Source organism: Streptomyces sp. NPDC052101 (assembly GCF_040680235.1).
GTDB lineage: Bacteria > Actinomycetota > Actinomycetes > Streptomycetales > Streptomycetaceae > Streptomyces.
The window spans coordinates 1-14,279 of sequence record NZ_JBFAWH010000060.1 but is presented as its reverse complement, the minus strand read 5'-3'; the positions used below and the strand labels follow the sequence as shown (position 1 = coordinate 14,279).

Here is a 14,279-nt window from a genome sequence, read left to right as displayed (position 1 = left end):
GTGATCACCGCTCGGAGTGTCTTGTGGATCAGGCCGGGTACTCTCGGCTGGGTGCCTCGCCATTCGAAGAAGCCCCGCCGACTGGTCGTCGACGGGCGCGTGTACATGTGGACTATGCGACACAGTCACCGAAGGGACCACGATGGCCGTGCCGTGGACTGCTGCCAAATTCTCACCCTGTCCCCGCAGCCAGCAGGAAGCGGCGGCCCGCTGCGCGTTGTCTTTGCCGGCGGGCCTGGCCGGTACGTTCCGGGCGGCGCCCCCTTCGGCTCCGGGGACGTGGGCTTCACCCAGGGCGCGGACCTGAACTTGCACGAGCCGGGCGCTGTCCGGGCCCTGCTCGACGTGGCGCTGGCCCGTGGGTGGCAACCGGGGGAGCGGCGGCTGGTGGAGGTCGACGGCTGGACCCTGCTGGAGGCGGCGGCCGCCGCGCGGGCCGGGGAGCGTCGCCCCTGAGGCTTCGCCGAACACTGATCCTCGGAACGGCCTCCCACGAGGCGATCAAACTTCGGTGAGACTGGTCAAACTCCGCTGAGACGGGACACCGACCGGTCCGCACGCAATTCACCGACCGGGTTCGTCCCCCGGGCACCGCTGGCGGGTGGGACACTTGGAACCACTGGCTGAGGGAGAGGCGCGACAGTGACAGCACAACCCGAGCACTTCGGCGTCGTACCGCAGATGCGCACGCTTGCAGAGCTGCGCGTCGCCTTGAAGGCGTGGGGATTCCAGGGTGATGCTGACGCCTTCGAGCGGGAGTTGGCGGACACGGACCTGGACGACCTCACCCGGGTCCGTGAGATTGTGCAGGCGTACCGGCACCGTGTGCTGCTGCGGTGCGACCCGCAGGGGATGGCTGCGCTCGCGCGCCCCACCGAGGACGTAACCGAGGAACTGCGGCGCAAGATGACTGAGGCAGGCCGTGACCCACGCCTTCCTCAGCGACGCTGCTGAGAAGCTCTTCCGGACCGACCTCAACCCGAGCGAGCAGGCTGCCGTCGAATCTGTCCGCCGCCACCTGGCAGACGATCCCGATTCCGACCGGGCCCGCGGACTGCCGGACGCCGACCCCGGTTCGGAGAGCTATGTGATCGAGCTGCTGCCCGAGGAGACCGGCGGTCGTGGGATCTCCGTGGTCTACCGCTACAGCCAGGATCTGGACGCGGTCCTGATCCTTTGGCTCATCGCAGGGCCCTGACTCTCAACCGACGGCGGGCGCCCGGATCATCTCCCCGGGAGCCCGCCGCCGTGCTGTTCCTGCCCGGCTACACCGCATCCATCGCTTGTACCGCCCACTCCAGCCCGGGGCCGGCCAGCCGTTCCAACTGCCCTGCGCTCAGCTTCGCCCGCCTGGTTTTGGTGTTCGTCAGGAACACCCCGAGTTTGATCTCGGTCCCGTCCGGCAGGGTCTCGGGATGGCCGGGGTCCGGGGCGTCGCTGTGTCTGGTCCACCCGCCCCGCCCCGCCGGATGGGGGCGGGGTGGTGACGCTGGGGCGTGCGCCGGGGTTCCCTTTGGGGCGGCTGCTGGTGGTCACCGGCGGGTGAGGGCGATGGCGATTGTTGCCAGGAGGGTGACGCCTGCGAGCGCCACCGTCAGCGGTGTTCCCAGGGACGGGTGGCGCCACGTCACATAGACGAGGCCGGCCCCGAAGGACAGGACCACGAGCACCAGGACCAGGATCAGCAGTGCCCAGATCGCACGAAGGTCGGGGTTCCAGGCCCTACGTGCGGGGCGGCGCCTGTTGGGCTGTGCAGTAGACATGGCAGTTCCTTGTTTCGGGCGTGACGGTCTCACGCGTGGATGGGTGGTCGGACTGTGGATTGCGGGGGTGTTAGCCCCGCGAGCCCCTTCTGTCCGGCGGCGCCTGCCGGACAGAAGGAGATGGACGTACGGGTGGCCTGGAGACCAGGTCTGAAGGCCGTTGGGCTTTCTGTCGCGGTTCGTTGAAGCGTTCCGGTTCTGCTGTGGGAGGCCGGCCCGCCCCCGGGCGGGGGAGTCGGCAGCAACCGGGAACGGTCAGGATGCCGCGCCCGTCCGGAACCGTTCGGGACCGGTTGGAGCGTTTGGGCCCGTGGCTCTCATCAAAGAGCCCATGCTGTCTCAAGACCAGGTGACAGCCGCGGATGCGACGTCGCATGAGGCGATGCACCGCAGGTCACAGGCGGTGCAGCCGGGTGTGCACCGCGGCATGGGGGCTAGGAGCAGGGGGCGGGCTGGTGAGTGAGGCGAAGTGGCCGGTGGTGCCTGCGGAGGTGACGGGGGCCAAGAGGGAGCTGCTGGAGTGGCTTTACGAGGTGCTGGCCGAGCGCGGCCCGTGGAGGTCGCTGTATGAAGCCTGCAAGGAGGCCCAGACCGGCGTGCGCGGGCAGTCGGAGCCACGGCTGGGGGTGAACAAGACCACGGTGCAACGCTGGATGCGCGACGAGACCCTGCCTGAAGAGGACAAGCTCCGCCTGTTCTGCGAGCGCTACAACAAAGCGGTGGAGGGGCTTGCCGGGTATGCGCCCATCCCGGATGACGAACGGGACCGGATGCTGGCTGTGCTGGCCGGCCTCCACCTGCAGAACACGCCGACACAGCGGCTTAAGAAGGAACGCGCCCGGTACGACGATTTGAGCCGTGCGGCAGCCGGGGTGTGTGCGGACCGGGACGGGCTGCTGGCTGAACTCGCCGACGAGCGCCGCACCGCGGCCGAACGGTGCCATGCGGTGGAACAGCGGATGGAGACGTTGCGGGCCCGCCACCGCCAGGACCAGCGTCGCCTGCGGCGGGAGCGTCGCAGGAGGACGGCTGAGGCGGGGCGCAGGCAGTGGGAGGCGGCAGTGCATGCCGCCGCTCAGAAAGAACTTGCCCAGGCCCGGCTGCTTGTCGCCGAACTGCGCCACGCCCTCACCACGGCTGCCGGGGTCCATGAGCAGGCCCTCGCGGAGCGCGACAGGCAACTGGCCGGGTACCTAGAGGAGCTGGCGGCCGTGCGCGGGCGGCTGGCCGCCCTGGAACTGGACCAGGCCGACCGTGAGGCCGACGACGCGGTGATCGGTGAGGCCATCGCCACGGTCGAACAGGCCCAGGCCCAGCTGCACCAGCAGCACCCCGACCCCGGCCGGCTCGCCCGCACGGCTCGTGAGGACGAGGTGATCGCGCAGCTTGAGGCTGCCGACGGTGATCTTCGGGCGGTCCGCGGCATTCTGCGCACCGTTGCCAGCACCTGGAGCGACGACGACATCGACCTCCTCGTCGTCTCGCTGTGTTTCACGTCCGTCCAGAACGACTGGGGACCGGCACTGGCCCGGCGTTTGGCCCGCCGGGCCCGCGTGCATTACTGGGTGGAACCCGACCTTCGCCGGCTGCTCCGCGGTCCGGGCTATGGGCTGAGGATGTGGTGCCTGCTGCGGGGCGTGCGGATTTCCAGCCAGGATGTCTGGCCGGAGACGTTCTACAAGCCGCTGGAGGAGCTGATCGGCAGCCGCTGACGCAGCCGAGTCACGTGACCACTACCTCAGACTCCGCGCCAGCCCGGAACTTCGGACTGTCAGCGGTCGCCGCGGGCGCCCGCTGCTGGGCACGGCCCTTGTCCTACACCGCATCCACCGCCTGTGCTGCCCAGTCGAGTCCGAGGCCGGCCAGCCGCTCCAACTGCTCGTTGCTCAGCTTCGCCCGCCGGGTCTTGGTGTTCGACAGGAACACCCCCAGCTTGACCTCACTCCCGTCCGGCAGAGTTTCGATGTGGGAGCGGCTGACGGTCCCCAAGGAGCCCGTGCGCTCCCGGTATTGCGTCAGAACCCGTCTTTGATCCTCGGATTCGCTGCTCAGCGGCACCGAGGTTGAGGTGTCTGCGATGCGAGGGACGAGAGGCAAGACGTACATCATGTTTTTGGCCCGGTTGCCGTCGACTCCCAGGACAGCCATCGGTCTTGGGCCCTGCAATCCAGAGGTTCAAAGACGGGGTGTGCCACGAACGAAGAAGGGAGCTCTATGTAGGAAGAGCTCGTGAAATCGATGCTGCGCAGGAGATGAAGGTATGGCCCTTCGGAGCCGCCCTGCGGGGGGAGGCTTCAAACCGCCACATGCTGCAGGAGTGGTAACGCGACTGTGGTGAGCGATGTGGAAAAAGGCGCCCGAGAGGCGTCAGGTAGGGATCAGGAAGACGAGCGCGAGCGAACCACTGACGAAGTGTCGTTATTGATTAGGTGACATCGAAACCGGGTGCTTCCCATCGATCCCGGGATGAGCCTGGCGGGTGCCCGCTGATTGGCCAGGTGGTGTCCGGCACGAAGGTGGCGTGATCCTGGTCTGCTGCTCTTGCGTGGAACGTGGGAAGGCGCCCCCTTGAAACCGCATGCCCGTATTGGAAGAAGCGAGAGGGAGCGTACCAAGCGGAGGTCCCGCGAGGTGCTGAGTACCGTCGCGAGGGGTGCCGGCGGACCGGCTCGTAGTAGTGCGGAAGCCTCTGTAACGGGGGTGGAGTGAAGGGGCCGGGTCATCCGTGGCTGTGTGTGTCTGGTCAACCGGGCGAGTCCCGGGAGGAGCCGATGGACAAGCTGAAGTCATCGAACAAGCCGTTTGAGATTTCGAAGTTGGAGGTGCTGGAGGCGTATCGGGAGGTCAGGAAGAATCAGGGAGCTCCGGGGGTGGACAAGCAGTCCATCGAGGACTTCGAGAAGGATCTGAAGAGGAACCTCTATAAGGTCTGGAACCGTATGTCGTCGGGGAGTTACTTCCCTCCTCCGGTGCGAGCGGTGGAGATCCCGAAGCAACACGGCGGCGGCACCAGAATGCTTGGCATTCCCACAGTTGCTGACCGCGTTGCGCAGACCGTAGTAGCCCGGCATCTGGGCGTCCGAGTGGATCCGGTATTCCACGAGGACTCCTACGGATACCGGCCGAACAGGTCGGCCTTGGACGCAGTGGAGCGTTGCCGGAAACGGTGTTGGAGACGCAACTGGGTGATCGATCTCGACATCCAGAAGTTCTTCGACAGCGTCCCCTGGGACCTCATGGTCAAGGCCGTGGAGGCTCACACCGACGCCGTCTGGGTGAAGTTGTATGTCCAGCGCTGGCTTCAAGCGCCGCTTCAACTGCCCGACGGCACCTTGCAGGAGCGAGACCGAGGCACCCCGCAGGGGTCTGCGGTCTCGCCCGTGCTGGCGAACCTGTTCATTCACTACGCGTTCGACACGTGGCTCGCTCGGACATACCCGGGCGTCCAGTTCGAACGGTATGCGGACGACGCGGTCGTGCACTGCGTCTCCGAGCGCCAGGCCCGAGAGGTCCTGGGGGCGCTCAAGAACAGGATGGGGGAGGTCGGGCTGCGGCTGCACCCCGACAAAACCAAGATCGTGTACTGCAAGGACGGAAAACGGCGCGGCTCGTACGAGCACACGCAGTTCACCTTCCTTGGGTTCACGTTCCAAGCCCGCAAGGCGCGCAGCAGGAACCGGGTGTGCTTCACCAACTTCCTGCCCGCGGCCAGCAAGGATGCCCTGAAGAGGATCGGCAGAGAAGTTCGCTCCTGGCGGCTTCACATGCGGATGCACCTCACGTTCGTCGAGCTCGCACGGTGGATCAACCCGATCGTGCGGGGGTGGGTGCAGTACTACGGCGCGTTCTATCGCACCGCGCTGTTCCCTCTGGCACGGCGCATCAACGCCTACCTGATGCGCTGGATCCGCAAGAAGTACAGACGGTTTCGGCCGTTCAAGAAGGCCCACGCGTGCTGGCAACGGATCAACCGCCAGTACCCGAGGCTCTTCGCTCAATGGGCACTGACGCCGTTGTTCTGGTGATCAGGATGGCAAGAGCCGTGTAACGAGAGATTGTTACGCACGGTTCTGTGGGAGCCCGGGGGTGAGAGTCCCCCGGGCGACCCGACTTCTCAGCAAGCGCCGATGCCCCGACGGACAGTGGCGCCCCTCAAAGGGACAAGATCGTGAGACAGAAATGCCGTGTCCCCAGAATGAGACAGCCATGAAAGCCGAGGCCGCCGCGACGGAACGGGACATTCCAATTGCGGGCCTACAGATTTTGTAGGTTCCCATTTCGTCTGCCCCTTTCTCATTGACGGTGGCCTTTGTCCGGCCCAAGGGACAGCGCAGTGAGACGAACGCACGTCTGATCGTTGTCTCGTCGCAGTGCTGATCCGTGCCTCGGTCTACGCAGCGATGCCCCGGCGCCACGGATGGCGGCGATGACTGTGTGGGCCCACTCGGCTGGGGGCGGGGTGTCGAGTAGGCCCTCCAGGCGTGTGATGTGCGCGGAGCGTTCGTGCACCGTCATGGCCAGTGCGGCGTGCAGGGTGTCGACCAGGTCCCGTGGCCGCAGTGGATCGGTGAGCAGGGCCGCGGTCCCGAGGTGCTGCGCGACTCCCGCGTGACGGGACAGGATCAGGACACCAGGACGGTTGGTGGCGTGGCACGCGGTGATGTATTCCTGGGCTGTGAGGTTCATCCCGTCGGCGAGTGAGGTCACCCAGAACACGTCGGCCGCCAGGTAGTGGTCGACGACCTGCGGGAAGTCCAGATTGCGGGGGATGTAGTCGACGGGCTCCCACCCGTGCGTGCTCCAGCGGCGGTTGATTCGGCTGATCGCGTTCTCGAGTTCCGAGCGGGTGGAGTCGTAGGCGCGGATGCCGGCCTCCGGTGGTGGGCAGACCAGCCGGTAGCGCACCTGTCCCCGCAGTCGTGGTGTCTGGGCCAGGAGGGCGTCCAGTGCGCGGATCTTGTGGACGGGCGCCTTGGCATAGTCGAGTCGTTCCACCGACAGCACCAGCTGGCTGCCGTCGGTCCGGTGCCGCGGCTGGGAGCGCGTCCTGGCGAGGTCTGCGACGGCATGGCGGTCGATGCCGAGGGGGTGCACGCCGACGCGCGGCGTGGGGCCTGCGCTGCCGGCCAGGAGCCGACGGAAGTGGTCGGCACAGTCGGCGGTGTGGAAGCCCGCCCAGTCCAGGCATGCAAGCGAGTTGAGCAGCTGCCCGGCTGTAGGAATACGGCGGAAGACGTCCGGCTGGGGGAACGGCGTGTGGTGGAACAGCCCGATGGCCAGGTCGGGCCGCTGGGCCCTGAGGACGGCTGGCACGAGCCACAGATTGTAGTCGTGCAACCAGACCGTGCCTCCCTGCGCGGCGAGAGAGCCGATATGCCGGGCGAATGCGGCGTTGACCTCCTCATAGTCGGCCCAGTGGGCAGGCCGGTCCTGGATGAGTCTGGGCTGGGACATCAGGGCCGGCCAGAGCATCTCCTTGCAGACGCGGTGAAAGTAACCCGCCCACCGTTCGGCTCGCAGCTGCAGCAGGGCTAGCGGCAGGCCGTCGATGACCGTCACAGGCTCGCCAGGGGGCGGCGGTGCCTCGCCGATGTGGGCGGCTGCCCACACAGCGTCCAGGCGCTCGTCGGTGAGAGCGGCCTGCAAAGTCGGCAGGATGCCGTTGGGGCTGGACGGCGGCCGCCAGCCGCCGTCGAGCCAGCACACGGGCGGGCGGTGATAGCCGACGACCACCGATCGGCGGACCAGCCAGCCGAGGCGTTCCATCCCCTCCAGGACGGCGGCAGCTCCGTTCAAGGCGGAGTGGTGGACCTGCTCGCTCGCGGGGACGCCGGCAGCCAGAGCGGGCTCCGCATTGGCGACCACGACCGCATGCGTGCCCTGGGAGAACAGCGAAAGGTCGTTGAGGGAGTCCCCGGCCACGAGCATCGCGTGCCGGGGCCACCCCAGCCTGCGGCCAAGCAGCCGCAGTGCACGTCCCTTACTCGCCCTGGCCGGCAGGACGTCAAAGTACCGGCCCGAGGCATACGACCAGGAGCATCCCAGCGCTTTCACTGTGGCCTTGAGGCCGTCCGAGAGACCTTCGGGGCTCAGATAGAAGGAGCAGCGGCCCTCCTGGGGCACGCCTTCCTGGTACACGAGCTGCGGGAAATGCCGCAGCGCCGCTCGAACCCGGTCGGCGCCCGGCCATCCAGTGCGCAGCTGCCCCTGTATGTCTTCGAGGTGGACCATCCGGACGGCGTCGACGACGCTGGCCCCGACGTCGGCGATGATCCAGCGCGGGGACGGCACCAGGGGATCGTCTCGCAGGAGCGCCTGTACGGAAGCAAGACTGCGCCCGGTCGCGAAGACCACTGTGATGTCCGGGTGCCGGTTCAGGACGTCGCGCAGACGCCGCCGATCGCGTCCGTCGCCTCCCAGCAGCGTGCCGTCCAGGTCGCTCACGAGCACCTTGGCCGAACCGGTCTTCCTGCCCACAGGGGCTCCCTTCAGGTCCCGGCCAACTCCAGCAGCGTGAAATCTGCCCTTGTGCCGGAGTACGCGGGCGCTTCACCAACCGGGGTCGTGGGTCACCGGGTCGATGACAGTCCCCGCATCAGCCGTGTCCGGGTGCGAGTGGGCTCTCTGAACGTCCCGGATTGCCTGCCCAAGTCGCGTCTCGCGAAAGTCGCCGCTTTGCACAAGCCGAGCAATCAGGTCGGCAGGCGCATGGCGCGCGGCCTCCACTAGTCGATCGATGGCAGGATCGGCTGGCGACACGGGGACCTCCAAGATCACGGCATGGCGGCATCGGCACGGCGTGGGGCCACCGACAGCCGCGCGGCTGGTCCAATCCGATCGGGCTGTCGCGACGACACACGCAACGACCGCGTTGTCCAAAGCTCTAGCCGCGCGCGGCCCCACCTCATTCGCGGGACCCGGATTTTTCACTCCGCTGCCCTCGGCCAGTGACTACACCACCAGACAGGACACAACCTGAGAGCCCATCCGGAAGTTCGCCGAGGACATGGGGCTGGCCTACACGACTGTTCGCACCTGCCGGTGGGTGTCCTCTCGCCAGCCGACCGACCGCCGACGGGCGGCCGCGGTCTCAGGACAGTTGCTGACTGACCAAGAACGGCTGCTGGGTCCCGCCCACCCCGACACCCTCGCCACTCGATTCGTCCTTGCCTTCTAGCTGGGAGATGCGGGAGGCGTCGAGGCGCTGGTCGGCAAGGGACAAGACCGCGAGACGAATGTGCCATGGCCCGCAGATGAGACAGTCACGATCTCCCAGGCCAGAACGCCGGAATGGGACACTCCGAATGCGAACCTACACCTCCGCTGCCCGATTGGAACCCGATGTCCGACGCCCCCGTATACCGATCGCCGCTGGCCGAACTCGCCCAGAAGTTCTGCGCCGCTGTCTCCGACTCAGCCGAGCGATGCTCCACCGACGCTGAACTGTTGGACGTGGTCGGCCTGGTCCTCGAGGTGGACACACACCTCGCACGCTCGCTTGCTGTGGCCATCATCGCCCGTGAGCACGGCGGCACTGTCCCTCCGGGTGCCTACTCCGTACAGCTCAAGGCCGCGCAGGTACTGGACGCCGCCGAGCCCAACAAAACGTTCAAACTCGATCAGCTGCTGCGTCTCCAAAACGCTGCCGGATATGCCGCGGCTGAAAGCTTTGAACGCCTCCCCCGGCCCTAGCACACCGCGAGCGAACGCATGCGAACGGCATGCCGGATGCCACGGATGCCGGCTTGGTGGCAGAACCTGGCGGAACAGCACCCGACAGAACCTGGCGGAACAGCATCCCGCACGAGAGGAATCCTGGCCACCAGATCGAGGGCACGAGCCCAAGGGGCCCAGCCCGTGCTGCTCGACTCCGGCCGGAACTGCCCCGGTGCGATGACTCGCAGGACGGCCGCCGTGTGCAGCGCCGCGCGGTCGCGGCCGCCGTCACACTCGCCGCGGTGCAGCAGGCGATCGCCATCGACTGGACCACCGCGCTCAGCCGGTTCTCTCTCACCTGACACTCGCTATGTAGTTGCTCGCCCGAGGCAAAACGCAGTGCTGGCAACCGCTTCCGCCTGCCACAGTTGCCCGATGGCGAAGCTTCCCACCGACCCGCGCCTGATGGAGCGCATGGTCGTCGATGTCGCGGCCGCGGCCTTCAAGAACGCGCGCGCCCTGCTCACCAGCGCCCAGGCTGTCCTGGACGCGCACCAGTGGCCGGCGTCTTTCTCTTTCGGCGCCCTGGCTCTTGAAGAGGTCGGCAAGGCCGCGATGTGCATGATGATGCTCGCCATGCCCCCCACCGTGCCCGAGGAATTCCGCTCCGGCTTCGACAAGGCGTTCACCAACCACCAGGCCAAAGCGGAGTTCGCCCACCTGGTCTTGGGGATGTTTGCCGACGAGGTGCCGGCCAGTCTGCAGCAGCTCATGGACGATGCGATCGCGTCCGCCCGCCAGACCAACAACGTGAAGTTCCGCGGCCTGTACGTCGACTACACCGACACCGGCGCCCTGCTGGAGCCCGACACCGTCGTCAACGAGAGCCAGGCCAGGTGGATGGTCACCGCCGTCACCACCGCACTTGCCTGGTCCAACCCCGTCGAGGCCGCCGTCGCAGAGCCGGACATCTACTTGGACTTTGTGCACCAGTGGCAGGACGGCGTGGACTTCGACGCCCTCGGCGCCTACGTCACGGCGTCCCCCGACCAGTTCATCGCCCACATACGGGCTCTCGCCCGGGACGACGTCCCCCCGCCGACGCTGTTCCTCGGCATTGCCCTCGCCGAACAGCTCACCGCAGCCAACGCCTCTGCTTCCCTGCCGGCCAGGAAGGACCCGCGGCCCACCGACGGCTGAGCCCCAAGGACCCTCCTACGAGCGGGGCCAGGCGGCCGGGACGGAAGGTGGCAGCGGGATCTCGTCCAACCGCAGCCACTGCTCGCGACCGGTCTGGTCGGGCAGGCGGAACCTCACATCGCCGGCCTCGTCGGCCTCGTATGGGGCGTCTCCGACGGCCCTCAGCAGTGCTCGCAGCCTCGGATGGGGGGCCTGCATCGCCCGGCCGCGCACGACCTCGCTACGCAAGGCATCCAGGGTGAAGGACGCGACGTTCACGCCGGTGCGGCGGTGGTCGTCGGCGTGGGCCACCGCCTCCGGGTGCTCCACGATGGAGGCCAGTGCCTCCGGCCCGGCGACCGTGTAGGTCAGCACCAGGTCCTTTCGCTGGAGCATCACCTGTGCCCCCGGTTCCATCAGGGAGCCGTTGCCGTCGGTCGACAGCACCACTTTGCCGACCAGCGGCCCGTCGCCGATCTCGCGGACCTCGTCGAACTGTTCCACAGTGGCATCCACGAACCGCTCGGAGTCGGGCAGCACGAGCACGCAGTGGCCGTTCCACGAGGTCCCGGTCCAGCTCGGCGTGAGTGAGCCGTAGCGGGTCCCGCCTCCGTCCTCGCCTTGGACCGCCAGATCGACCGGCAGCAGTTCAGCCCGTACCCCGAGCTGGCCGTAGGCGTGCCTCAGCGTCATGCACGCGTCCACGCACACGTTCGCCGGGACCCGCCCGTCAGCAAGGGCCGCCCACAGGTGCGGCAGCACCAGTTCCACCAGCTGGTCCGGCTTCACGTGCTGCAGCAGCGTCGCCGCCTGGCCCAGGCTGCCGCGCAGCGGCAGTGCGCCGCCCGACAACACCGGGGCCGCTGCGCGCGGGCGCGGTACCGAGGGGTCACGTGGGGCCCGCTGCTGCGGTGTCCGGTGCTTCCTGCCCCGCTTCTGCTTCGACATGAGCAGAGACTAAAGATCCCAACCTGGCCTGCGACAGACCACGTTCGCGCCATCACCGGCGCAGATCAGCCTTGCGAGGTCCGTCACAACCACCGTCACTCCGAGTCGGTTCCCTGCGGCTGCGTGGGGGCTTGCGCCGCCCGGTACTCCCTGGCGAGAGCGGGAAGGTTGAGGTCGAAATCCTGGTTGGCGAGGTGCAACGCGGACTCGACGACGAACTCGCGGCAGAATTGGAAGTCATCTTCTGTGAGTTCGAGACCGGGCCGGTCGGCGTGGGGCTCCGGGGCGAGCATGGAGAACCGGGCGTAGGCGCGGTAGTCGATGCCGGTGGCCAGCACGCGCATTCCCTGCTGCATGGCCTTGGTCGTGTGCGAAATCTTCTGCAGCTTGCCGTCGATCGCAATGAGCGCGTCGTAGACCTCGGGCGGCGCGGGATTGCGGCTCGGGCGGATGTTGGTCCTCGTGCCCGGGTAGACGGTCTCGCCGAAGCTGTAGGGGCCGGTCGACCAGCCTGTCTGCTTGCGGTCAGAGTAGTCGGCCACCATCTCGTCGAAGGCTTTGCGGAGCTTGATCGCCGCCGCCAACAGGTCGCCGGTCTCGGCAATGGCGTCCGCTTCGCGTATCTGGCTGGCGGTCTCCGCCTGGGGGAGCTGGCCGACGAGGTCGAGCGTGTCGAGGTCGATACCGAAGACGAGGGACGCGGTCGTGTCCATGAACGCCGTGACCTGCCTACGGGCCTCTTCCAGGGCTTCCGGTGCCGGGGTCACCCCATGGTGCTTGAGGTCGACGCGCATCTTGTTCAGGTGCTTCATGTGGGCGCGGCCGGGGAGAACTGAGTCATCCCGGTCGTTGAGCATCTTCGCCACGTCCCCGACCAGCTGGTCGAAGGCGGTGGGCATCTTGTCGGCCGTCTGATCGAGGTGCTGGTAGGCGACGACCAGGAGAAGTTCGACAGCGTCCTGGAAGTTGAGCAGGGCCCCCACGTTGAAGGGGCGGGGTCTGCCGCACAGCTTGGTGCCCTCGCGTACCAGGTGGCGGGCGAGTATGAGCCGTTTGACCGCGATGTCGTCGAGCGAGGTGGACACGCTGCTCCTTGCCTCATGGCACTGGTTACCGGTAGTTCGTTAGATCCGGTGGTGGGTGTGGGTTGACGGCAGGTCGGGTTGGTCGTAGGCCGGTGATAGGGATCAACTGCCTTGCTGGAGGCTGAAGATGACCGCTCGCCGTCCGTGTCCGCCTGCGCCGGGGCCGTTGGAGGAGTACGCGGCCCGCTTCGACGACATCTTGTTCAGCCTGGCGCAGCGGCGGGGATTGCGTGAGTACCTGACCGGGCTGCTGGCGCCGCGGGAGCGGAACAAGACGATCACCTGCCTGGCGGGGGCGGAGCCGGTGGCAGGTGCGGGGATGCCGGGGGTGCAGCGGCTGCAGTTCTTCCTGTCCGAGTCGCCCTGGGAGGCCGAGTTGGTCAACGACCGGCGGCTTGAGCTGCTGCGCGAGCAGCAGGCGACGGCTCCGCACGACGGCGGGGTCATCGTGATCGACGATTCCGGGGACCGCAAGGACGGCACGGCGACCGCGCACGTGGGCCGGCAGTGGCTGGGCCGGTTGGGCAAGACGGACAACGGCATCGTCACGGTGACCACGGTGTGGACCGACGGCCGCGTGTACTACCCGCTGCACGCGACTCCCTACACCCCCGCCCATCACTTCACCCGAGGCCGCTCCGATCCGGCCTTCCGTACGAAACCGCAGCTGGCCGCCGCCCTCGCGGCCCGGGGGAAGGAGGCGGGCTTCGGCTGCAGGGCGGTGGTCGCCGACTGCGCCTACTCCGTCAGCGACGACTGGTACCTCGCACTGCGCGAGGCCGGCCTGGCCTACGTGGTCGCCCTCAAACCGCACCGCGGTACCTGGGCCCGGGCCGACCAGCCGCACACCCCCATCGAAGCCGCCCAGGCCCTGACCTGGCACGACGCGAATCATCCCGGTGACTGGACGCGCGTGGAGCGTCACTTCCGCGACGGGCACACCGAGACCTGGTGGGCCGCCGATGCCCGTCTGGGCGGCTACGGACCCGACTCGCCCTGCCGGCTGGTCGTGGCCACCACCGACCCAGCCGGCCTGCCGGAGAAGGCCACCTGGTACCTGGCCACCAACCTGCCCCACCCCGACGCACCCCACGCCACCACCAGCCCGCACCCGCCGGCCGACCTCGCCGAGATCGTCCGCCTCTACGGCCTGCGGCCATGGATCGAGCAGAGCTACAAACAGATCAAGGACGAACTCGGCTGGGCCGACTTCCAAGTCCGCTCCGACCGCGCCATCCGCCGCCACCAGACCCTGGTCAACTGCGCCTTCTCCTTCTGCTGGGACCAATGGTTCGCCCCACCCGGACCCCTCGATGCCACCGCGCCCGACCCGTGCCCCGACGAGGGGCCAGAGAGGGGGCCCAGTCTTACCCCACCAGCCCCAACAGCCTTGCTGGCCCAGGGCCTTACGGGCCATCCGCTCCTGGCTCACCCCCGCCATCACCCTCAACCGATGGTGGCGAGCCTGGACGGACACCGACCCACCCTCCGAACTCCAGGCCCTGATCGACGCGGTCACCAACGGACACGGCATTGACCTCTACCGCCGGATTTAACGAACTACCGGTAGTGCTGGATTCCTCAAAGGAAGTACACATAGCGGCGGCGTAAGTGTCTGGTGGGTGGTGCGGGTCTGCCCCAGATCCAG

At 67.6% G+C, this 14,279-nt stretch carries 13 protein-coding genes; 8 read left to right on the top strand and 5 right to left on the bottom strand.

The annotated features are described in order from the left end of the window. The first annotated feature begins 105 nt into the window (after positions 1–105). The 3 genes from AB0L75_RS41900 (at position 106) to AB0L75_RS41890 (ending at position 1,198) form a co-directional block, all read left to right on the top strand. Positions 106–456 (top strand): hypothetical protein, encoded by a 351-nt coding sequence (locus tag AB0L75_RS41900; protein WP_365191557.1) that lies wholly within the window; start codon positions 106–108, stop codon positions 454–456. Between the two features lie 186 nt (positions 457–642). Continuing rightward, positions 643–954 carry a hypothetical protein gene (locus AB0L75_RS41895; protein WP_365191540.1) on the top strand — a complete coding sequence of 104 codons (312 nt, stop codon included), beginning with the start codon at positions 643–645 and terminating at the stop codon, positions 952–954. Next, the gene (locus AB0L75_RS41890; RefSeq protein ID WP_365191539.1) at positions 923–1,198 is read left to right on the top strand and encodes a hypothetical protein; all 276 of its coding nucleotides are present in this window, start codon (positions 923–925) and stop codon (positions 1,196–1,198) included. Before AB0L75_RS41895 ends, AB0L75_RS41890 begins: the two co-directional genes overlap by 32 nt. A 334-nt stretch (positions 1,199–1,532) precedes the next feature. Here AB0L75_RS41890 and AB0L75_RS41885 read toward each other — a convergent pair whose 3' ends face one another. After that, entirely contained in the window at positions 1,533–1,763 is a 231-nt protein-coding gene (locus AB0L75_RS41885; protein ID WP_365191538.1) for a hypothetical protein, read from the bottom strand. A gap of 455 nt (positions 1,764–2,218) precedes the next feature. On the opposite strand from AB0L75_RS41885, the gene AB0L75_RS41880 reads away from it, so the two are divergent. After that, on the top strand, positions 2,219–3,475 hold the full coding sequence (locus AB0L75_RS41880; protein WP_365191537.1) for a hypothetical protein: 1,257 nt from the start codon (positions 2,219–2,221) through the stop codon (positions 3,473–3,475). Positions 3,476–3,578: 103 nt separating this feature from the next. On the opposite strand, the gene AB0L75_RS41875 is transcribed toward AB0L75_RS41880, so the two are convergent. Then, positions 3,579–3,911, bottom strand: a complete 333-nt coding sequence (locus AB0L75_RS41875; protein ID WP_365191536.1) for a helicase — start codon at positions 3,909–3,911, stop codon at positions 3,579–3,581. 623 nt (positions 3,912–4,534) lie between these two features. Here AB0L75_RS41875 and ltrA point away from each other — a divergent pair. Next, positions 4,535–5,788 carry a group II intron reverse transcriptase/maturase gene (gene ltrA, locus AB0L75_RS41870; protein WP_365191535.1) on the top strand — a complete coding sequence of 418 codons (1,254 nt, stop codon included), beginning with the start codon at positions 4,535–4,537 and terminating at the stop codon, positions 5,786–5,788. Between the two features lie 268 nt (positions 5,789–6,056). Here the strand turns inward: ltrA and AB0L75_RS41865 are convergent, their stop codons facing one another. Continuing rightward, entirely contained in the window at positions 6,057–8,240 is a 2,184-nt protein-coding gene (locus AB0L75_RS41865) for a trehalose-6-phosphate synthase (protein ID WP_365191534.1), read from the bottom strand. Positions 8,241–9,104: 864 nt separating this feature from the next. Here AB0L75_RS41865 and AB0L75_RS41860 point away from each other — a divergent pair. Next, positions 9,105–9,455 (top strand): hypothetical protein, encoded by a 351-nt coding sequence (locus AB0L75_RS41860; protein ID WP_365191533.1) that lies wholly within the window; start codon positions 9,105–9,107, stop codon positions 9,453–9,455. A 399-nt stretch (positions 9,456–9,854) separates the two neighbouring features. After that, positions 9,855–10,619: an AbiV family abortive infection protein gene (locus AB0L75_RS41855; protein ID WP_365191532.1), complete on the top strand. Its 765-nt coding sequence runs from the start codon at positions 9,855–9,857 to the stop codon at positions 10,617–10,619. Between the two features lie 15 nt (positions 10,620–10,634). Here AB0L75_RS41855 and AB0L75_RS41850 read toward each other — a convergent pair whose 3' ends face one another. Together AB0L75_RS41850 and AB0L75_RS41845 are read right to left on the bottom strand one after the other, a co-directional pair. After that, positions 10,635–11,546, bottom strand: a complete 912-nt coding sequence (locus AB0L75_RS41850) for a hypothetical protein (protein WP_365191531.1) — start codon at positions 11,544–11,546, stop codon at positions 10,635–10,637. 95 nt (positions 11,547–11,641) lie between these two features. After that, positions 11,642–12,631, bottom strand: coding sequence for a hypothetical protein (locus AB0L75_RS41845; RefSeq protein ID WP_365191530.1), 990 nt, complete (start codon positions 12,629–12,631; stop codon positions 11,642–11,644). 127 nt (positions 12,632–12,758) lie between these two features. On the opposite strand from AB0L75_RS41845, the gene AB0L75_RS41840 reads away from it, so the two are divergent. Continuing rightward, positions 12,759–14,168, top strand: coding sequence for an IS701 family transposase (locus tag AB0L75_RS41840; RefSeq protein ID WP_365191529.1), 1,410 nt, complete (start codon positions 12,759–12,761; stop codon positions 14,166–14,168). Positions 14,169–14,279: the final 111 nt, after the last annotated feature.

Bases quoted from the DNA above. Each gene is read 5' to 3' on its own strand.
- AB0L75_RS41875 (WP_365191536.1), bottom strand. From the start codon at position 3,911: ATGGCTGTCCTGGGAGTCGACGGCAACCGGGCCAAAAACATGATGTAC.
- AB0L75_RS41860 (WP_365191533.1), top strand. From the start codon at position 9,105: ATGTCCGACGCCCCCGTATACCGATCGCCGCTGGCCGAACTCGCCCAG.
- AB0L75_RS41840 (WP_365191529.1), top strand. From the start codon at position 12,759: ATGACCGCTCGCCGTCCGTGTCCGCCTGCGCCGGGGCCGTTGGAGGAG.
- ltrA (WP_365191535.1), top strand. From the start codon at position 4,535: ATGGACAAGCTGAAGTCATCGAACAAGCCGTTTGAGATTTCGAAGTTG.
- AB0L75_RS41855 (WP_365191532.1), top strand. From the start codon at position 9,855: ATGGCGAAGCTTCCCACCGACCCGCGCCTGATGGAGCGCATGGTCGTC.
- AB0L75_RS41850 (WP_365191531.1), bottom strand. From the start codon at position 11,546: ATGTCGAAGCAGAAGCGGGGCAGGAAGCACCGGACACCGCAGCAGCGG.
- AB0L75_RS41900 (WP_365191557.1), top strand. From the start codon at position 106: ATGTGGACTATGCGACACAGTCACCGAAGGGACCACGATGGCCGTGCC.
- AB0L75_RS41885 (WP_365191538.1), bottom strand. From the start codon at position 1,763: ATGTCTACTGCACAGCCCAACAGGCGCCGCCCCGCACGTAGGGCCTGG.